15 protein-coding genes and 1 pseudogene are annotated in these 19,638 nt (G+C 58.9%); 8 read left to right on the forward strand and 8 right to left on the reverse strand.

What is annotated here, in order from left to right; genetic code table 11:
- Positions 1-45: 45 nt before the first annotated feature.
- Together RA21_RS19300 and RA21_RS19305 are read left to right on the forward strand one after the other, a co-directional pair.
- Positions 46-582, forward strand: a complete 537-nt coding sequence (locus tag RA21_RS19300; protein WP_039151912.1) for a TRAP transporter small permease — start codon at positions 46-48, stop codon at positions 580-582.
- A gap of 1 nt (position 583) precedes the next feature.
- Positions 584-1,915 (forward strand): TRAP transporter large permease, encoded by a 1,332-nt coding sequence (locus RA21_RS19305; RefSeq protein ID WP_019295390.1) that lies wholly within the window; start codon positions 584-586, stop codon positions 1,913-1,915.
- Between the two features lie 123 nt (positions 1,916-2,038).
- On the opposite strand, the gene RA21_RS23245 is transcribed toward RA21_RS19305, so the two are convergent.
- From RA21_RS23245 to RA21_RS19325, 5 genes and pseudogenes are all read right to left on the reverse strand, one after another.
- On the reverse strand, positions 2,039-2,551 hold the full coding sequence (locus RA21_RS23245; protein ID WP_241483532.1) for a helix-turn-helix domain-containing protein: 513 nt from the start codon (positions 2,549-2,551) through the stop codon (positions 2,039-2,041).
- Between the two features lie 33 nt (positions 2,552-2,584).
- Positions 2,585-3,067 (reverse strand): annotated as a pseudogene (locus RA21_RS23475) (AraC family transcriptional regulator); the annotation flags it as partial.
- Between the two features lie 4 nt (positions 3,068-3,071).
- A complete protein-coding gene (locus RA21_RS19315; protein ID WP_039151916.1) occupies positions 3,072-5,036 on the reverse strand; it encodes an ABC transporter permease in 1,965 nt (654 codons plus the stop codon).
- Positions 5,033-6,064 carry a quaternary amine ABC transporter ATP-binding protein gene (locus tag RA21_RS19320; protein WP_019295387.1) on the reverse strand — a complete coding sequence of 344 codons (1,032 nt, stop codon included), beginning with the start codon at positions 6,062-6,064 and terminating at the stop codon, positions 5,033-5,035. Before RA21_RS19320 ends, RA21_RS19315 begins: the two co-directional genes overlap by 4 nt.
- A gap of 70 nt (positions 6,065-6,134) precedes the next feature.
- Complete coding sequence (locus RA21_RS19325; RefSeq protein WP_019295386.1) at positions 6,135-7,082, reverse strand: ABC transporter substrate-binding protein; 948 nt, start codon at positions 7,080-7,082, stop codon at positions 6,135-6,137.
- Between the two features lie 185 nt (positions 7,083-7,267).
- Here RA21_RS19325 and RA21_RS19330 point away from each other — a divergent pair, with 185 nt between their 5' ends.
- The gene (locus RA21_RS19330) at positions 7,268-7,960 is read left to right on the forward strand and encodes a response regulator (protein WP_019295385.1); all 693 of its coding nucleotides are present in this window, start codon (positions 7,268-7,270) and stop codon (positions 7,958-7,960) included.
- Here RA21_RS19330 and torS read toward each other — a convergent pair.
- On the reverse strand, positions 7,933-10,863 hold the full coding sequence (torS, locus tag RA21_RS19335; protein ID WP_039151918.1) for a TMAO reductase system sensor histidine kinase/response regulator TorS: 2,931 nt from the start codon (positions 10,861-10,863) through the stop codon (positions 7,933-7,935). The genes RA21_RS19330 and torS overlap by 28 nt on opposite strands.
- Here torS and torT point away from each other — a divergent pair.
- The 5 genes from torT to RA21_RS19360 all read left to right on the forward strand — a co-directional run bounded on the left by torT (position 10,817) and on the right by RA21_RS19360 (position 17,043).
- Complete coding sequence (gene torT, locus RA21_RS19340; protein ID WP_241483531.1) at positions 10,817-12,010, forward strand: TMAO reductase system periplasmic protein TorT; 1,194 nt, start codon at positions 10,817-10,819, stop codon at positions 12,008-12,010. The genes torS and torT overlap by 47 nt on opposite strands.
- A gap of 144 nt (positions 12,011-12,154) precedes the next feature.
- Entirely contained in the window at positions 12,155-13,360 is a 1,206-nt protein-coding gene (locus RA21_RS19345) for a YcaO-like family protein (protein WP_039151922.1), read from the forward strand.
- Entirely contained in the window at positions 13,357-14,721 is a 1,365-nt protein-coding gene (locus tag RA21_RS19350; protein WP_039151924.1) for a TfuA-like protein, read from the forward strand. Before RA21_RS19345 ends, RA21_RS19350 begins: the two co-directional genes overlap by 4 nt.
- Positions 14,722-14,745: 24 nt before the next feature.
- Positions 14,746-16,047: a hypothetical protein gene (locus RA21_RS19355; protein WP_052257718.1), complete on the forward strand. Its 1,302-nt coding sequence runs from the start codon at positions 14,746-14,748 to the stop codon at positions 16,045-16,047.
- Between the two features lie 144 nt (positions 16,048-16,191).
- Positions 16,192-17,043, forward strand: coding sequence for a hypothetical protein (locus tag RA21_RS19360; RefSeq protein ID WP_019295379.1), 852 nt, complete (start codon positions 16,192-16,194; stop codon positions 17,041-17,043).
- A 54-nt stretch (positions 17,044-17,097) separates the two neighbouring features.
- Here the strand turns inward: RA21_RS19360 and RA21_RS19365 are convergent, their stop codons facing one another.
- Together RA21_RS19365 and RA21_RS19370 are read right to left on the reverse strand one after the other, a co-directional pair.
- Complete coding sequence (locus RA21_RS19365; RefSeq protein WP_039151925.1) at positions 17,098-18,867, reverse strand: adenylate/guanylate cyclase domain-containing protein; 1,770 nt, start codon at positions 18,865-18,867, stop codon at positions 17,098-17,100.
- A gap of 85 nt (positions 18,868-18,952) precedes the next feature.
- Positions 18,953-19,603 (reverse strand): GNAT family N-acetyltransferase, encoded by a 651-nt coding sequence (locus tag RA21_RS19370; protein ID WP_019295377.1) that lies wholly within the window; start codon positions 19,601-19,603, stop codon positions 18,953-18,955.
- Positions 19,604-19,638: the final 35 nt, after the last annotated feature.

A 19,638-nucleotide genomic window follows, 5' to 3' on the forward strand; every position in this document is an offset into this window, starting at 1 on the left:
CTTTCCTTGGAGCGCGCGCCGCGCAGGCGCGCGGGGGAGAAAGAGATGAAGACCCTGCTGCTTGCTCTGAGCAAAGGCACCGAGCTCATCGAGAAGACCGTCATCATCCTGGCGATCCTTCTGATGATGCTGAATTCCACCGCCAACGCAATCGGCCGCTACGGCTTTGGCAAGAGCCTGTTCTTCTCGGAAGAGCTGAACCAGTTTCTGATCGTTGCGGTGACTTTCGTCGGATTTGCCTATGCGGTCCGAAAGGGGCGCAACATTCGGATGACGGCTGCTTATGACACTCTGCCGCCGCGTGGGCGCAAGGTGCTGATGATGTTGATCACCTTCACTACCAGCGCGCTCTTGATGTTTCTGGCCTATCAGGCGGTGTTCTATGTGCTGGAGATTAAGGCTGTGAACCGGCTGAGCCCGGCGCTGCAGTTTCCGGTCTATATCATCTATGCCGTGATCCCCGTCGGCCTGGCGATGGCCGGGCTGCAGTACTTGATCGCCTTTCTGATGAACCTCACTCACGAAGGAACCTGGCTGTCCTATGAGGTTGAGGAAAGCGAAGCCGAAGAGATCGGGGTCTGAGATGGATTTTCTGAACGATATCCTTGCCGGTGAGCTGGATACCTATGTCATCACCGCGGCACTGGTGGTGCCGATGGTTCTGCTGCTGTTTCTCAGCTACCCGATGGTGGTGCCGCTGGTGGTGGCGACGCTGATCGGCCTGGTCCATTTCTCGCAAAGCGACACCGGCGTGGTGATCCAGCAGATGGTGACCGGGATTTCCCCCAATGCGCTGATTGCGGTGCCGATGTTCATCCTGGCCGCTGACATCATGGCCCGCGGCCACACTGCCAACAACCTGCTGGGGCTGATCCAGGCCTATGTTGGCCATCGCCGCGCCGGTCTGCCGATCACCGCCTGTATCGCCTGCACGCTGTTCGGCTCGGTCTCCGGCTCGACCCAGGCGACGGTGGTGTCGATCGGCCAGATCATGCGGCCGCGGCTGCTCAAGGCCGGTTACAAGGACAGCTTTGTCATGGCGCTGATCATCAACGCCAGCGACATCGCCTTTCTGATCCCGCCCAGCATCGGCATGATCCTCTATGGCACGCTGGCCAATACCAGCGTCGGCGAGCTGTTCATCGCGGGCATCGGCCCGGGCATCGTGCTGGCGCTGCTGTTCTCGGTCTACTGCTACTTCTACAGCGTCTGGCAGGGCGATCTGATCTCGCTGGTGCCCAAAGCCACGGGCGCGGAGCGGCGGGCGGCGATCAGGAAGGCGATCCTGCCGCTTGGCTTCCCGGTGCTGATCGTCGGCGGCATCTATTCCGGTGCGGTGACACCAACCGAGGCGGCGTCCTTCTCGGTGCTTTATGCGCTGATCGTGGAATGCGTGATCTACCGCGAGCTGAAGCTGGACGACGTGCTGGATTCCGCGCTCAGCACCGGGCTGATCACCGCGGTTGTCTTCATCCTGGTCGGGGCAGGGCAGGCGTTCTCCTGGTACATCTCCTTTGAGCAGGTGCCGCAGGGGCTGCTGGAGCCGCTCAACCTCGAAGGCGCCTCGCACGAGTACATCCTGTTCATCATCGCGCTGTGCTTCTTTGTCGGCTGCATGTTTGTCGACTCGCTGGTGGTGCTGGTGATCCTGACGCCGATCTTCGTGCCAATCATCGACGCCTCCGGCCTGGACCCGGTGCTGGTGGGGGTCATGATCACGCTGCAGATGGCGATCGGATCGGCGACACCGCCGTTCGGCTGCGACATCTTCACGGCCATTGCGATCTTCAACAAACCCTATCTGCAGGTGATCCGCGGCACGCTGCCGTTCTTCCTGATCCTGGCGCTGATGACGGCACTGCTGATCTTTGTCCCTGGGATTGCCCTGTTCCTGAGAGACCTTGCAGCGCTGTAAAGCGGTATGCACCACAATGAGGCGGAGCGTTTGCTTCGCCTCATTGTGGCGGCCGCAACCGGAGGAAATAGCATCCTTCAAGTACCCAGCCGGCGCTCAAAAAAGCTCCTGCCTCAGCTGCTACTACGGAACTGCGGTTATGCCGACCGGCTCACGGGTGTCAGGACGGAACGTCTGTTTGCGGTCCTGAACTGGTGTGATTCCGTAGAACTTTCGGTAATGCAGAGTCAGCGTTGATGAACTGGCATAGCCGACGGCATGGGCGATGTCTGAGATGCTGTCCCAGGAATGACGCACCATTTGCCGGGCGGCCTTCAGGCGTTGGCGGCGGTAGTATTCGCCAGGACTGAGGCCGGTGGCAGTGCGGAAGCTGCGCTCCAGCTGCCGGGGGGAGATGCCGGCCATGCGGGCGACATCGCGGATGCCGACAGGGGACTCAACGTTTTCCGAAAAGATAGACATCGCCTGTTTGACCGCTGGCGGCATTTCGTCAACCGTCCGGCCGCTTTGCAGCACCGGAACTTTCTGCCGACTGTTTGCGCTGCGGATGATGGGGTGCTGCAAAATGCAGGCAACCTCGTTCATTGCAGCCTCACCCAAGGCGTGGCAGACTAACTCCAGGCATACCTCGAACATGGCCGACGCTCCGGAAACTGTGAGCACCGAACCGTCACGCACAGCCAGCCTGTCTACAACCGTGCAATCCGGAAAGGCGGTTTCAAAGGCGGTCCGGTAGCTCCAATGCACGGCACAGCGCCGCCCGGACAGAACACCGCTTCGGGCAAGCGGGAAGACACCGCCTGCGACCGCACCAAGGGCGACGCCGTGACGGGCCAGGAAACGCAATCGGCCTGAGCTTGAGACCGGATCCTCTAAAACCGCTTCCGGCCCGGACAGCAGGAACAGGCAGTCAAGTCCCTCAATCTCTGCCAGGCTGAAATCCGCAGAAAACTCCATACCGGCAGAAGCTGTCGCAGGAGCGCAGGTCTCGGTTATCAGGCTCCAGGTGAAGACCTGACGTCCTGCAATCTCATTAGCGCTCCGCAATGGTTCAACGGCTGAACTCAGGCAGGCCAAGGGAAAGCCCGGCAACAACAAGAAGCCGATGCGGCGGTGCGGTGCAGGTCCGAAGTCGCTGGAATGCAAGGTCATGACATTACTCCAATCCCAGGGCTTCTTTCTTGGACCGCGCCCAAGTGGTGACCAAATGGTCCACCATCAGTCCCATGAAAGCGACGGCCAGGCCCAGCACCAGCCCCTTGCCCACATCTGTGGAAGACAGTGCCCGCTGCATTTCTTGGCCGAGATCCTGGGTGCCGATAAAGGCGGCGATGATCACCATGAACAACGAGAACATCACCGACTGGTTGACCCCGACCATGATCGTCGGCAGCGCCATCGGCAGCCGCACCTTCCACAGGGTCTGCATACGGGTAGCTCCGGACATGTCGGCCGCCTCGATCAGGGTTTCCGGCACCTGGCGCAGCCCTTCGATTGTGTAGCGCACCAGCGGTACCGCTGCGAACAGGACGACTGCGCCAACCACAGCCACGTCATTGACGCCGAACAGCATAACCACCGGGATCAGGTAGATGAAGCTGGGGAATGTTTGCAGGGTGTCACAGATTAGCAGGGCGACGCTGGCGCGCTTTTCATTGAAAGAGCCCCATATCCCCAGCGGGAAGCCCATTGCTGCGGCAATACAGACAGCGACGACGACTGTATAGACGGTGATCATGGCACGGTCCCACCAGCCGGAGATGGCGATAAGGCCGAAGAACGCCAGACACACCAGTGCAGAGCGCAAGCCACCGATGGCCCAGCCTACCGCTGCCAGCAGAGCCAGTACCGCGGCATACGGCATCCACAGGAAAGCATCGCGGATTGGAATAAGAACCCAGGTAATCAGGAACCAGCGCAACCATTGGGTGACCGGGTCGATCAGAACGATGAACCAGTCCGCCACAGCGTCAATCGGCTTGGAAATCGTGAAGGCGTCTCGGCGGCCGACCTGATCCATCAGCGGCAAAAATTGTGCGAGCACCAGACAGGCCAGGGACAGGCCGATGCCAAGCAGCAAGAACTTATGGCGGACAACAAAGGATGTGCCTTTTTCAAAGTGCTCAGGCTGTTTGATGGCCCAGGCCTTGGTGCAGCGGTCCAACATGACGGCCAGCAGAACGATAGTGATGCCGATTTCAACTGAACGGCCGATCTTCAGCGCCTGCAGCAGCTGCAGCAGCTTCTGACCCAGGCCCGGCATGCCGATAAAGCTGGCCAGCACCACCATCGCCAAGCATTGCATGATCACTTGGTTCACGCCGACCAGAATCTCGGTCCGCGCTGTTGGAATACGTACATAGCGCAATAGCTGCCAGCGGGTTGAGCCGCACATATGGCCGCTTTCGATCACCTCGTGCGGAACCTTTCGCAGCCCCAGCAGCGACATGCGGATCATAGGCGGAACTGAGAAGATGATGGTGACAATGGCGCCTGCCTTGGGTCCGACACCGATGAAGACCACCACCGGGATCATGTAGGCGAAATGCGGCAGGCTTTGCGCAACGTTAAGAACGGGATTCAGGATCCGTTCAAACGTCTTGGAACGCCAGGCGAGAATGCCCATCACAAGGCCGAACAGGATAGAGAAAGGGGCTGCAACGACGATCACGGAAAGGGTCTCCATCGCCCATTTCCACTGGCCCATGACGGCGATCCAAACAAAAGTGCCTCCGGTCAGAAGTGACAGCCGCCAGCCCTGCAGGGCATAGCCTATGACAAAGCCGATGCTAGCGATCACGGTCCATGGAATGGGGCCGACGCGGGGCCAGCGGTTTTTGCCGTACAGCAGGTTGGCAGTCACATCGAGCAGCCATTCGACCCCATCGGCAAAGGCTCGGGTCAGATAGAGCAGACCCAGATCGTCGCGCAGAAAAACAAAGATCGCGTTGATCCAGTCAGCGAAGGGTAGGATCAGCCACTCCGGCGGCCGCACCAAGCCGGCAGGCAGGACATAATTTCCGGCGGCCAGAACACAGGCCAGCGCGAACAGTGCCCAGCCGGTTCTGGCCCGTGTCCAGGTCTGTGGTTTTCCAGTCAGTATTATGGCTTGATCCGTCATGATGCCTCTCCCAGAAGCACATCCAGTGCTTCCTGGCGGTTCATTGCGCCGATCAAACTGCCTGCATTGTTGGCTACCGGCAGGAAGTCGCGGCTGTCATTGACCAGCAGCCGTGCGAGTTCCAAGATGGTCTGTTTTTCTCCGACTGGTGCGCCTGTCAGGCTGTGACCGTTCACATCGCGCGCCAGAACACCAGCGTGGACAACGCGTGATTTCTCGATCTCTTCGGTGAACTTGGCGACATATTCGGTGGCCGGATTCAGCACGATCTGATCGGGGGTGTCGCATTGCTCGACCACGCCGTCCTTCATGATGGCGATGCGGTCAGCCAGGCGCAGCGCCTCGTCGAAATCATGGGTGATAAAGACAATGGTCTTGCCCAGCATTTCCTGCAGGCGCAGGAACTCGTCTTGCATTTCGCGGCGGATCAGAGGGTCCAGTGCAGAAAACGGCTCGTCCAGGAACCAGATATCGGGTTCGATCGCCAGGCTTCGTGCGATGCCGACGCGCTGCTGCTGGCCACCTGAGAGTTCCCTTGGAAAATAGTCTTCGCGGCCTGAGAGGCCCACCAGTTCGATCACTTCCAGCGCGCGGGCGCGCCGCGCATGGCGGTCCTGGCCGCGCATCTCCAACGGAAAAGCGACATTGTCCAGCACGGTGCGGTGCGGCAGCAGTCCGAAGCTTTGGAACACCATGCCCATCTTGTTGCGGCGCAGGTCAATCAGCTCTTTCTCGGACATTTCGCCAATGTTCCGCCCTTCGACCTGAACTTCGCCGCCGGTGATGTCGATCAGCCGCGAAAGGCAGCGCACAAAGGTCGATTTGCCAGAGCCGGACAACCCCATGATCACCAGCATCTCTCCCTGGGCAATGTCCAGCGACACATCCCGCACCGCAGCGATGTAGCCAGCCTGACGGATTTCATCAAAGCCGGGGTTGCCGGTCAGCGATTTCAGGTACTGTTCCGGATTGGCGCCAAACAGCTTCCAGACGTTCTTGCAGGAAATGACGGGGGAGGCGGCGGTCATGGGTCTACTTTCGTTAGTAAGAAATCCGGGGCAGTGAACCGCCCCGGTGAGTTGGAGAGAAAAGCGGACGTCAGGAACCGGTCCAGGGTTTCCAGAGATCCTCATTGGCCTCCAGCCACTCGGCGGCGGCGTCTTCAGGTTCCATCTCGTCAATGTCGACCAACTTGGCCATCTCGGCGATCTGCGGATTGGTGAAACTTATCTGGGTCAGCGTTTCGTAGGCCGCTGGCCATTTGTCCTTCATGCCGTCCCAGGCGGCCTTCTTGAGATAGCCGTTTGCCGGGTTGCCGCAATCGTAAGTGGCATCCGGGTTCGGCCCGACCGCTGGGTCCTTGTCGCAGCCGTTTTCCCAGGCTGGGAACTCGACAAACTCGCCCGGCCAGACAGCTTCGGCGAAGTTCGGGGTCCAGTTGAAGATAACAACCGGTTTCTTGGTTTTCTCAGCCGCTGCCACTTCGGCCCACAGGGCGGATGCAGAGCCTGCGTTTACCACGGTGAAGTTCATGTCCAGCGCTTCCACGCGCTCGGCATCATGTTTGAGCCAGTCAACAGGTCCGCCCAAGAAGCGGCCCTTGTCACCGGTTTCCGGAGTAGCGAAGACCGCTGCGCAGTCGTTCAGAGCCTCCCAGCTCGGCAATCCCGGGCAGGCTTCCTTGGTCCAGGCCGGATACCACCAGTCCTCGCGGGTGACCGCGTTGTGGTCACCTGCGTCGTGCAGGCCGCCCTTGGCCAGTGCTTCGTTGAATGATTTGCCGAATGCACCTTCCCAAACTTCCAATTCCAGTGTCACGTCACCCAGGCGCACAGATTCATAGACTGCCTGGCTATCGGTCGAGACGTATTCGACATTGTTGCCCATCGACTCGAAGATCTGGCCGACAACGTGACTCATCACAATCTGGCTGGACCAGTTGTGAATTGGAATGATGATGGGATCGGAGGAGTCTTCGGCCATCGCCATCGGAGCTGCCATCGCCAAGGCCGCAGCACTGGCCATAAGGTGGTTCCGGAATTTCATGTGTGTCTCCCTGTTGTCGCAGCCCCGGTCCTGATGGCCTGAGCGTTGTTGCTGAGTGAAAGCCCTGCTTTCGGAGACGGAGGCTAGGCCGCAGATGTGAACAGGTCAGCCTGAAGGGATGAACGGGCTGGCTATTTATGTTAAAATTTGTTAACTGGCGGGAATATTGATGGGGTGAGACCTGTATGGCGCATATTTTGATCATTGAGGACGAACCGGTTACCCGGAGCACCCTCGCCAATTACCTGGATGCGCAAGGCTATACGGTTTCCCAAGCCGAAACCGCCGAGGAGGCCGAACGGATATTGCAGGCAAGGGACGTTGACTTGCTACTGGTCGACATCAACTTGCCCGGCAAAGACGGGTTGCAGATCACTCGGGAGCAGCGGGCGAAATCTGAGATTGGAATTATCCTGGTGACGGGCCGGGATGACGAGGTCGACAGAATTGTTGGACTGGAACTTGGTGCGGATGACTATGTCTGCAAGCCATTCAACCGGCGTGAGCTTTTGGCCCGATTGAAGAACCTGCTGCGCCGTACGAAAGAGGCACGGCGCCTGGCACGGCGGGTTTACAATTTTGGAAATTTCCGGTTCGACGTAGCAGCCCGGCATCTGCAAACCGTTGAAGGCGATAGCATTCCGCTGACCCGGGCGGAGTTTGAAGTGCTGGATATGCTGATCAGCCGGGCGGGCGAGGTCGCGTCTCGCGATGCGTTGATGAGCAGGGTTACCCACCGGCAGTATGGTGCAAACCCTCGCACCGTCGATGTGCTGATCCGGCGTCTGCGCGGCAAGCTGGAGGAAGAGCCTGCCAATCCCCGGGTCATCACCACCGTGCATGGTGAAGGCTATGTTTTCACTGCACCCTTGGGCTGATTTCTGTAGTCGCGTAATACGCTGTCTAGCGACTCCAGAATTTTGGGAGTTAGAGCGCTCAGTTCCCTCATGTGCTTTGCAGCCACTGACTGGTGCCCGTTGGCAGCCGCTTCTTCCAGTTCAGCAAACAGGCCAGCCAAGTCTTGTTGGCCAAAGCTGGCTGCGGCGCCCCTGGCACGGTGGGCTTCTTTTGCAAGCTGGGCAAGATCCTGCGCGGTATGGGCCGCGTCCATTCTCTCAAGGCCCCGGGGCAGTTCCTCCTGGAAGAGTGCGGCGATTTCCAAGGCCTTCTCGGCTCCAAGATCCTGTGTGTTTTCCTGCATCTGCCTATGTAAACTGGTATGCCTGTCCCTCTCAGGTGAATGCTGGCGGGCTGACAGGTAGACCGCGCCTTCGCGGCCTTGGATGACGCTCTCCAGTGCTTTTGCAAGTCGTTCCGGAGAGACTGGCTTAGCCACAAACCCATTCATTCCGGCTCGAAGGTGAGTTTCGATCTGCTCCTCCTGCACATGTGCTGAAATACCGATGACAGGAAGATTGGACAGCCGAGGGTCCGGCATCGCACGCAGGCGGCGGGTGGCTTCAGTTCCGCTGATGCCTGGAAGGTTCACGTCCATTAGAACAAGGTCAAAACGGGATGCAGGCAGCAAGGCCAGCGCGTCTTCTGCGGCAGTCACACATTGGCAGTTGTGGCCCATACGCTCAAGGTAGCCCTGCGCGACCATCTGGTTGATTTCATTGTCCTCCACCACCAGTATCGAAAGCGCAATCCCGGCATGGTTGATTTGAACCGGCGGCTCCTCGGGTTCCAAGGCCGCAGGATCGCCTGGCGCCAGCTCTACTGCCAAGGTGAACACTGAGCCGACATTTTTTGTGCTTTCCATAGACAAACGTGCGCCGATGGCTTGGGCGAAATGCTTGCTGATCGCCAGCCCCAGCCCTGTGCCGCCGAACTTGCGGGCGGTGTCTGTGTCCTCTTGCTCAAATGCTTCGAAGATGCGCGCCTTGGCCTCTTTTGAGATACCTTTGCCGGTATCGCTGACCTCGAATGTGACCCGGTGCATCCCGGCTGTCCTGCCAGTGGTGCGGGCCCGCAGAATGACTTCTCCCTCATCAGTGAACTTGAGTGCGTTGGAGAGCAGATTGAACAGGATTTGCCGCAGCTTGGCAGCATCACCTTTCACCACATCAGGCAGTTCCTCCGGTGCATCGAGCCAGAGGTGCACTCCCTTGTCGTCCGCCCCCGGGCGCAGAAGGACGACGATGTCATCCACTAGGCTGCGAAGGGAAAATGTGACATCATCCCGTTTCAGCGCGCCGCTTTCGATCTTGGAGTAGTCCAGGATGTCGTTCAGAATTTTAAGCAGGTTCTGGCCCGAGACAAGCGCCGCCCGCAGGCGTTCCATTTGCCGGGGCGGCAGACCGTCGTCAGAGAGGCTGCGCAGCATACCCAGCACACCGTTCATTGGAGTGCGGATTTCGTGGCTCATCATTGCCAGGAATTCAGATTTGGCCTGATCGGCAGCTTCTGCCTTCTGCCGGGCCTTATCATGGGCTTCGACTTCTTCCCGCAGACGCTCGGTTTGATCATCCACCAGCGACTGGAGATTGTTGCGATGCTCCCGCAACTCTTGCTCGTTACGGTCGCGGACCTTTTCCAGTTCCATCTTGTCGAGCGCTTGCTGGCGGAACACCTCCACTGCCGCCTCCATACGGGCAATTTCATCCTGCCCGCGGGGGCGGACCGGGTGGTCCAGTTGGCCGCGCATAAGCGCGGCCATGGTGCCCGCAAGATTGTTGAGGCGGTGGGTGATGCTGCCTCGAACATAGAACCACAAGACAGCCAGCGACAGAAGGAAGCCGGTGATGGCGGCAAAACCATTGCGCAGCTGTGCCCGCTGAATGTCGGCGGCGGCGGCATTGCCCGAACTGATCGCCCGCGCTTGCGCCTGATCAGCGACGGCCGATGCCTCATCACCCAGCTGCAGCGCGGTGTTCTGCAGTTCCTGCTTCAGAGCGGTGATGCGGGTTTCGGTCGTCAGTATCCGGGCACGCAGGACGAACAGGCCTGCGTTGCTTTCTGGCAAGGTCTGCAACTGCGCTGCATACTTTTCTGCCTGCTGCCGTCGGCCGGGATCGCGAATTGCCTGGATCCGTCTGGATACGATCTCCAGGCGGCTGGTCAACGCGTTTTCAATTTTCTCCAATTCCTCCACAGTTCCGGCTTCCTCGATCCGGTTTATCAACAGTCCGATTTCTGCAGTTTGGGATCTGAGTTCGAACATCAGGCCAAGCTGAAACAGGTCCACCTCAATCAGCTTGTCCAGCAAATCGGTGCGGGCCTGCTCCTCCACTGGAGAGCTGCCCGGCCCGTAGAGGCTCGAAATGACGGCTGTTGTGCCCATTTCGGCATTTGCAACCAGCGTGTCGGCCATGCTCAGCAGGTTATTCGCGGCGGTCAGGTTGCGGGTGGTCAACTGCTTGAGCCCGCTGTGCAGCGCGATGCGGGTTTCTACCAGTTCATCAAGCAGCGCCAGTACCCTTGCAGCATCTGTAACGGTTTCCCGCAGAGGGCTGGATCCGGCTATACCGCCACGCTCCAGCGCGTCCAGCCGCCGGGTGAGCGCCCCGATCTGAGCGGACAGAAACTGCGCCCGGTTTGCCCGCTCCGCCTGAGTTGCGACACCTGCCAGTTCCGGGGCAATGGCTATGATCCGGGTGCTTTCCTCAGCCATGCCGCGGACCTCGGCGATGGCGGGAATGGTCTGGCTGATCACTTCTGCCTGTCGCCGTGCAAGCACACGCAATTCGATCAACCCAAGAATCCCGGCAAGGGTTGGCAGTCCCGCAATCACGATGAATGCGAGGCTCAGTTTTCCGCCAAGGCCGAGCTTTCCTAACATTCAGGAACTTTCGCCTGCATTTGCCGATTTCGCAAATTTGAATTTCCCTTTTCGGTTCCGCTGCCTATCCTCCAACCTTGGAGAAGGGGACCTCATGCGCGCAGTGTGGCTATTGCTTTTCACGTGTTTCAGCACAATGGCGACTGCGGACAGCTGGCGGCTGCAGGTGCCGCGGACCGCTTTTGACTACGGCAGCGGGCTGGAGGCCGTGGACTATACGCCGCTCGAACGGGCGGAGCAGGAATGGCGCCTGTGTATTGCCTATCCGCACTTGAAAGATGCCTATTGGCTTAGTGTTAACTACGGCATGGTGGCGGAAGCCGCCCGGCTGGGGGTGTCTTTCAAGCTGGTCGAAGCAGGAGGTTATCCCAATCTCAGGCGGCAAATACAGCAGACTGAGGCCTGTGTCGCAGATGGTGCTGATGCGCTGATCCTTGGTACTGTATCTTTCGCAGGCCTTACCAGCACGGTTGAGCGGATTTCGGCTTCTGTTCCGGTGATTGCTGCTGTCAATGACATTGCCGATGCCGGGATCACGGCCAAGGTAGGGGTGTCGTGGACGGAAATGGGGGCCGAAGCAGGCAGGCTCATTGCCGCGCGCCATCCAAAGGGGGCACCAGAAGTCAAGGTTGCCTGGTTTCCAGGGCCGGTGAAGGCGGGTTGGGTGACCTTTGTCGAGGAGGGTTTCCGCGCCGCACTTGCTGGCAGTTCAGCCAAGATCGCGGTTACAAAATATGGTGATACCGGGCGCGAAATTCAGGTGCGGCTAGTTGAGGAAGCATTAGATGCGGTTCCGGACCTAGACTACATTGCAGGCTCCGCGCCTGCTGCAGAAGCCGCAGTGTCAGTGTTGCGTGCCCGTGGTATGCAGGGGCAGGTTCAAGTTGTGTCGGACTACATGACTCACGCGGTCTACCGCGGGGTCCTTCGCGACCGCATCATTGCTGCGCCGACGGATTTTCCCGTGCTTCAAGGGCGGCTGGCAGTCGAAATGGCAGTGCGCGCAATCGAAGGCCGATTGAATATCAAACACGCCGGGCCTGCCATCAGGATCTTCGACCGCAGCACAGAGTCAGGAGACTTGCTGGACCAGACCCTGGCTCCCGCTAGTTTCGTGCCTGTTTTCGATTTTAAGCCGCATCAGTAGGGCAAGGGTGTCAGGGCTACGCACATCCGGCTGTCCTGTTGTTGACCGCTAGCCTGCGGCCGGCCATCCTTCGGCTGTGGCCGCCAGCTGCCGTTTCGGACAGCACAGATTTATTGCGGCTGTCATGACAGCGAGACCTGCCAGATGCTCGAGGCGCAGCAGAAAGGCTATTTGCACGACACCCACCGGCTGTGTGATCCTGCGCAGACGCTCGCAAGAGTGCGTCCGCATCTGACTGATATGGGGATTACCCGGATTGCCAATCTGACCGGGCTGGACAGAGTGGGCCTGCCCACGGTTATGGTTACGCGGCCGAACTCCCGGTCAGTTGCAGTGTCGCTGGGCAAGGGGCTGACGCTGGAGGCGGCGAAGGCCTCCGGTGTGATGGAGGCTATTGAGGCCTGGCACGCGGAGCGGATTAACCTGCCGCTGCGTTCAGCCAGCTTTCATGAATTGCAAAAAGAGGCCATGGTTGCGGATGTGGCGCGGCTGCCGCGCGTGACCGGTGCCAGCTTTGACCCGCAACGGCGGATGTTGTGGATTGAAGGCACCGACCTGGCAACTGGCACCCGGTTTTGGCTTCCCTATGAAATGGTGGATACTGACTATACCGGTCCTCCAAGCGGCGGGCAGGGGGCGTTCCCGCGCACCACAAACGGGCTGGCGTCGGGCAATAGCCTTGCGGAAGCTTCCTGCCATGCGATTTGCGAGCTGATTGAACGCGATGCGATAACTCTGTGGCACCATGCGGCACCAGGCCCGCGTATTGATCCGGACACGATAAATGACGCACGCTGTCAAGAAGCGATCGGCCGGTTTGCCGCGGCGGGACTGGACGCCGGTATTTGGAACATCACTTCTGACATTGGAGTTCCGGCTTTTCATTGCATGATCAGCGAGGCTGGCAGTCGGGCCGGCCATATCGGCATCGGTAGCGGCTGTCACCCAGACAGGGCTATTGCTGCGTTAAGGGCGCTTACAGAGGCGGCGCAGACCCGGCTGACTTATATTTCCGGCGCACGTGATGACCTGAACCCTGAGGAGTTTACGCCAGCGGCTTCCGCTGAGCGAGCATCATATGTTCGCCTTTTGCTCTCCCAGTCCAAGGCCGTGGTCCGGTTTCAAGACTGCCCGGCGTTTTCCTCCTCTTCCTTCGAAAAGGATCAGTCATGGTTGCTCGTCAGGCTGGCAGCAGCTGGAATGAAGCAAGTGCTGACAGTGGATCTGTCGCGTCCGGGGTTGGGAGTATCCGTGGTGCGTGCAGTGATCCCTGGGCTGGAAGCGCCGCACGACGATCCTGACTTCATCGCTGGTACGCGGGCGCTACAAGCAGCGGAGGCAAGCCAGTGACTGCAGTGGTGTTCGCCGGACCGACTATCGGTGCGGAGGAGGCGCAAGCTCTGCTGCCAGGCTCCATCGTGCTTCCCCCTGCCGGTCAGGGGGATATTTACAGAGCAGCTCGCCAGGGTGCCGAAGCAATTGGGCTGATCGACGGTTATTTCGAAGGGGTTCCCTCGGTCTGGCACAAGGAGATCCTGTGGGCGATGGAGCAGGGCATAACCATGTTCGGAAGCGCCAGCATGGGTGCCTTGCGGGCGGCAGAGCTTTCGGCCTTTGGTATGATTGGAGTTGGCAGAATCTATGCGGCTTATGCCTCAGGCGCGATCGCCGACGATGACGAGGTTGCGGTCCTGCACAGCCCTGCCGAGCTAGGTTTTGCACCGCTGAGTGAGCCAATGGTCTCGATCCGTGCGACGGTGGACCGCGCGGTCAGCGGCATGGTTTTGGATGCGGCACAGGCGGCAACGGTCCTTGAGACAGCTAAGACGCGTTTCTACCAGCAGCGGACTTGGAAACAGATTTTGGCAGATCTTCCGGTGTCGCCCTGGCGGGACCGGTTTTCTTCTTGGCTGGAGACTGGCGCGATTGATGCCAAGCGCAATGACGCGCAGGAGATGCTGGCGCAGATGGCGGTGTTTTCTGGCGCTGGGGCGCCGGGAAATAGCCAATTGAGTGAACAAATGGAGGAGACTCTCGCCTGGCAAGGGCTGGTGCGCCGCGCGGAGGCGCAGGAACAAACATTGCAGGATGCAGAGCGGTGGGTACTGGACGAACTGCGGCTGAAACCCGAGCGCTTTGCCGAGTTCAGGAACCGGGCTGCGCTACGCTGCTTGGCACTGCAAAAGGTGCGCAGGGCAGGAGTGCCGCCTGAGCGCAAGGCTTTGTTGGCGCAGCTGAACAGTCACCGGCAGGAGCACAGCCTATTGCGCAGCAAGGATCTGCAGGCGTGGCTGGTAGCTAATGGGCTAACGGCTATGCAATATGAGGCAAAACTTGGGGAAACGGCTCAAATCGCCAAGGCTGTCAGTGCTTTGCAGAAAGAGCTGGAGCCCTGCTTGCTGGCGGAACTGCAGTTGGCAGGCGCTTTCGCCGGATTAAAAGCGCGGGCCGAGGCCAAGGAAAAGCAGATAGCGGAGCAGGCGCAGCCAGACAGTCAGAAGCAGCAGAGCGAGCGGTTGCAGATGACGGCCTGGTATTTCGAATACGTCCTCCAGCGAGACATCCCGGAGGATCTTGAGGCGCACGCGTTGTCGGTCGGGCTTGGCACCGAGGAATTCTTTGAGCTGATCCGGCGTGAATTCATGTATCATCAGGGTGTCAACACAAGGCCTGCGCCGGACAGCAGGGACGAGGCAGGACAAGCCGGGTGATACCTCCGCAGGATTGGAGGATGTATGGACGATCCTTTTGTGACGGCAGAAGAAGCGCCGGGAACGCGGTTTCTGCTGTTTCCGCAATCACCGTTCCGAACGGACGAGCCGGTGCTGGAGCTGGTCGAGATTTCAGCCCCGCCGGGCACCATTGGTCCGGGGCCTTCGGGGCCGCGGATGTATACAGTTAACGCGCAGGGCAAGACGATCCCCTATGGAGCGATCGTGCAGGGGCCTGAAGGGCCAGGCATGTATCTGCCGCCCTGGCACGGTGAGCTGCATGCACCGCCTGAACCGGATGAGGACGGGCACTTCTTTCATATTGAGCCTTCCGACCCGAGGTTCGAAGCAGCACATCTTTTTGCCGCGGCGCATTTCACCTTGGATGTGTGGGAGGCCTATTTCGGCCATAAAATCCCCTGGCACTTCGCCCGCGATTACGACCGGCTGGAATTGTCGCTGCTGCCAAGCCTGGATAACGCGCACATCGGTTGGGGTTTTCTGGAAACAGGGGGTACCAGCGAACACGGCGATGAGTACCGCGCCTACAGCCTGAATTTTGACGTGGTTGCCCATGAGATCGGACATGCCATCATTTACAGCGTCGCCGGGATGCCGGTTTCCGAGGATGTTCCGGGTGAATACTATGGATTTCACGAATCCGCGGCAGACATGGTTGCATTGATTGCATCGCTGCATTTCGGATCGGTGGTTGAGGAGTTGCTGGAAAGTACCCGGGGCAACCTATACACTTTCAACCAGCTAAACCGTTTCGCAGAGCTTGCCGGAAACGCGCAAATCCGGATGGCCGCAAACACACGGTTGCTGGATGATTTTGTTTGCGGCTGGAACAGCGAGCACGCGCTGTCCGAACCCTTGACCGGGGCAATGTTCGATATCCTAGTGGATATCTTCCATGAGCGGTTGCTGGTTCATGAACTCATTACACCGGAAATGGAGGATTTGTCCGACCAACTGGAAGACAGTCCCTATTACGGCGAGGTTATGCAGGCCCTATTTGATGACCGTTATGCTGCTGATCCGGAAGGGTTCCGTCTGGCGCTGCTGGAAGCTCGGGATATTCTAGGCTCCTATCTGGCGGCGGCGTGGAGCATGCTGGATGCGGAGACTCTGACCTATGCCGCGGTAGAGCAGGCATTGCTGCTGGTCGACGGAAATTCGACGGGCGGTGCTTTTCATTCGATCATCGAGGGCAACTTCCGCATGCGCGGAATCGGCTTGGTCGAGGCCGGTCCGCGCCTGGGCGAAGCGGGCGACGACAGCCACGCACATTCCGTGCGGACACGGGTTCCGGATGGATTGTAGCCGTTACTTCTGTAATTTTTTTCCTGTTTGTGATACTTTCATCCTGAGGGAGAGTTTTGCGGAAGCGGGGCAGGCGAGGTTTGCAGCCGGCACCTTGCGGAAGGATCTTCTGGTGTTGTTGTCATAGCCACGGGAGTATGTACGGTGGCCGAGTCTTTGCTGAGTTTCTCTGAAGTGCTGTTATTTGGACGCCTCCTGAAAGATCTGCAGATCGTCAGATCGGACGTCAAAAAGACGGTGCGCGTGGCGACTGTCGAGAAGGTGAACCTGAACAACATCGACACAGAACTGGACGGCGTGGAAATTGCCGAGAACGATTTGGTTCTGGTACGGCGAAACAACGCAAACGAGAATGGTGTCTACAAAGTTACCTCAGGTGCTGGCAACACTCTGAAGCTGGTCTCGGAGATGAAGGTCTCTGCCGAGGAGCGGGTTGCAGTTCTGGAGGGAACTGAGTTCGGCGATACCGTCTGGATCCAAACCAAAGACATTCCAAAGCAAATTTACAAGCAGGCCGGGCTTCGCGGCCGTGGCCGGAACAATCTGCTGGATGCCCAGCTCAGCCTGCACGCAAAGTTTGCACGGATATATGGGTTTGCTTACGAAGGCACCTATTTTGAACTGCCTGAGCCGACGCTGTTTCTGGTGCATGGAGAGGGCAGAAGCGCGACAGATAACTTGCCAGCCAATCAAGGCGCCCGTGCGCCTTTGGATCCGTCAGTGACAGGTGTTGCGTCAGCCGAGTACCAGTTCGCAAACGACATCATGGTCTGGGAGTATGACAAGGCAGATTACTCGATCCGCATGGATGTGATGACCGGTATGCTGGAGCAGGTGCTTCTGGATGTCTACTTTGGAGGCGGCCCAGACATTAGTGGAGCGAAGGTGAGCGGTGCCAAGGTCAGTGGCGCAAAAGTAAGCGGTGCTAAAGTAAGTGGTGCCAAAGTCAGCGGTGCCAAGGTCAGTGGTGCAAAAGCGCGTGGCTCAGGTGATTGAACCGGCACGCGCGGGCCACGCGAACTGCGGAACCTGCTGGTTCGAGGACCCGAGTTAAAAACCTGCCTTCTTCAGGCCCTCCACGAAATGCAGGGTGTCTTCCTCCAGGCGGTCAGGTTGAACCTTCGTCCAGCGGTCCAGCGAAAAATTCGGATGGGCCTCGCGGTGACGGGCAGCCATGTCACGCGCCATTTCCATCTTGCCGAGTTGGGCATAGCTGGCAGCCAGCATCCGCTGGCCCTCTGTCGGGTTATTCATCTTAGTCAGCGTGTCAATCACTGCATCGTATTCCTTGAGATTGTAGTAAGCCCCGCCCAAGTGCCACAGGTACTGATCCGGGAAGTAAGGATTGAGCCGCATGGCCTGTTTCAGGTTGCTGATCGCGGTTTCATTGTCACCGGAATGTGCCAGCGCGTCAGCGTAATCCGACAGCAGATCGGCATCATTCGGGTTGAGTGAGAGGGCGCGCCTGTAAGCGCCAAGAGCGGCATCATGCTCCTTACGGTAAAGGTGAACAAAGCCCAATTCGCCAAAGCCGCGGGCGTCGGTCGGGTCCAGTTCCACAGCTCTTTGCGCAAAGGCCAGGGCTGTGTCCAGCGCGTGGTCCGCATCCTTGGCCCAGGAATACCGCCAATCGATATTCATCGTGCGGGAAATGGCTGCCGATGCCCTGGCATAGTCCTGGTCCCGGGCCAGAGCCCTTTCATACAGCGTTTGCGCTTCGTGATTGTCTTGCCGTGTGTAACGGAAGATATACTGCTGGCCACGCAGCACATAGCCGTAGGCGGCAAGGTCAGCAGGGGCGGCTTGCGACATGCGCTTGCGCTCGTGCGCTTCGATCAAAACCGCGGTGGCTGCAACGATGGCGTCTGTGACCTCATCCTGAATTGCAAAGATATCATCAATATCCCGGTCATAGCGTTCACCCCAGATGGTCCTGCCGGAATCTGCATCAATCAGTTCTATTGCTATGCGGATCCGGGACGCTGCCCGCCGGACACTGCCCCGTGCCACATAGCGCACCCCCAGTTCTCGCGCCGCGTCCTGAGGCGGCATTGAGCGCGCCTTGAAGAAGAATGCGGAATTGCGGGCAATGACAAAGAGGTTTTTGAACTTGGACAGGTTCAGGATGATGTCCTCTGTCAGCCCATCGGCAAACCAGCTGTCGGTTTCCTCGCCGCCCAAGCTAGTAAAGGGCAGCACCGCAACCGATGGAATGCCCGGCAGTTGCGGATGCGCAGGCGGGCGGTCCGGGCGTAAAGTCGCGGCCATCGCGGCGCCCTCGATTTCGCTGCGAACACAATAGGAAGGAACTGGATCTGCAATGTTCTTGAGCTGTTGGGGGCCCAGGAATTCAAAGCCAAAGCGCAACCGGTTTCGGATCTGCTCGTACACAGCTGCACTGACATACACCCGGCCCGGTTCGGCGATTTCTTGCAGGCGGGCAGCAATATTGACGTTGTCGCCGTGAATACCGCGGTCGTCGACAAGGATTTCACCCATATGCACCCCCGCCCGGAATCGCAGCTGCTGATCTTCCGGGCGCGAGTTGTTGTTCTGCTCGGCAATACGGTGCAGCTCGACCCCGAACTTCACCGCATCCGTGGCCGTTTCAAACAAGGCAAGTACACCGTCGCCCCGAACAGCAACAACCTGCCCGTCATGTGCCTGACAGGCGGCTTCAAGTTGCTCCAAGAGGGATTTGAGGGCACTGTAAGTATCGATTTCGTCGTTGCCCATAAGCCGGGCATAACCAACCACATCGGCAAACAGTACCGCCCCAAGTTGACGCCGGACTGTAGAAGTCTTGTCTTTGCCGCTCACAAGCTGACCTCCTCCTGCGAGAATGGCTGAGACCGGCCGCAAGCCGGATCCGCTGCCGTGCGGTACCAGGGCGGGCTAATGCTGTTCATCCGTCTGGCGGATCTTGCGGGCCTGGCGGCCAAGCCCAGCCAGAATCAGCTCCGCCGCGGAAGCCGACGCTGCAGGAGGCGTCTAGTTCCCGTGCCAGTACCTGGCGGCGGTCGTTCCAATCGCCGAGCAAAAGTCCGACACTGACCATGTCGAAATGCCGGCCTTCGGCGAACCAAGCTTCGCGCATCCTGCCTTCTGTTGCAAAGCCGGCGCGTGATGTCATTTGCTGGCTGTGCTTATTGTCGGCCCGGTAGTAGGATGTAACGCGATTTAGCCCGATCTGGCGGAAGGCAAAGTCCAAAACCAGTGCCATTGACCGGATGCCAATTCCTTGCCGGCGCCATTGCTCTTCTACGAACAGCGCTATGACGGCATCACGGTTCACGGCTGAAATGCTTTCTAAGCCTGAAATCCCGCAAAGTTCCCCGGATTCTGCAGTAATAGCAAACCAGCATTTTGCGGGGTTTCTTTCTGTTTCTTCAGCCGGACCCCAGGAAGTCTCCATTGCAGCAGTATTGCAGGGTGCCCTGGCAGAGCGGTCAAAGCGGGCCAGATCAGACACATTTTCGAACCAGACAGCCATTGTGGCGAAATCATCCGGTTCCAGCGGCCGGAGCCGGAAAACTGCAGACTCGCTCTCTGGCATCGGCGGCCTCCTTTGCCTTGCCGTATCTGTATCCC

It is taken from the genome of Leisingera sp. ANG-DT, from assembly GCF_000813785.1.
GTDB lineage: Bacteria > Pseudomonadota > Alphaproteobacteria > Rhodobacterales > Rhodobacteraceae > Leisingera.

Coding starts and splice junctions, on each gene's coding strand:
- RA21_RS19300 (WP_039151912.1), top strand. CDS start 46: ATGAAGACCCTGCTGCTTGCTCTGAGCAAAGGCACCGAGCTCATCGAG.
- RA21_RS19305 (WP_019295390.1), top strand. CDS start 584: ATGGATTTTCTGAACGATATCCTTGCCGGTGAGCTGGATACCTATGTC.
- RA21_RS23245 (WP_241483532.1), bottom strand. CDS start 2,551: ATGTTCGAGGTATGCCTGGAGTTAGTCTGCCACGCCTTGGGTGAGGCT.
- RA21_RS19315 (WP_039151916.1), bottom strand. CDS start 5,036: ATGACGGATCAAGCCATAATACTGACTGGAAAACCACAGACCTGGACA.
- RA21_RS19320 (WP_019295387.1), bottom strand. CDS start 6,064: ATGACCGCCGCCTCCCCCGTCATTTCCTGCAAGAACGTCTGGAAGCTG.
- RA21_RS19325 (WP_019295386.1), bottom strand. CDS start 7,082: ATGAAATTCCGGAACCACCTTATGGCCAGTGCTGCGGCCTTGGCGATG.
- RA21_RS19330 (WP_019295385.1), top strand. CDS start 7,268: ATGGCGCATATTTTGATCATTGAGGACGAACCGGTTACCCGGAGCACC.
- torT (WP_241483531.1), top strand. CDS start 10,817: ATGAATGCGAGGCTCAGTTTTCCGCCAAGGCCGAGCTTTCCTAACATT.
- torS (WP_039151918.1), bottom strand. CDS start 10,863: ATGTTAGGAAAGCTCGGCCTTGGCGGAAAACTGAGCCTCGCATTCATC.
- RA21_RS19345 (WP_039151922.1), top strand. CDS start 12,155: ATGCTCGAGGCGCAGCAGAAAGGCTATTTGCACGACACCCACCGGCTG.
- RA21_RS19355 (WP_052257718.1), top strand. CDS start 14,746: ATGGACGATCCTTTTGTGACGGCAGAAGAAGCGCCGGGAACGCGGTTT.
- RA21_RS19370 (WP_019295377.1), bottom strand. CDS start 19,603: ATGCCAGAGAGCGAGTCTGCAGTTTTCCGGCTCCGGCCGCTGGAACCG.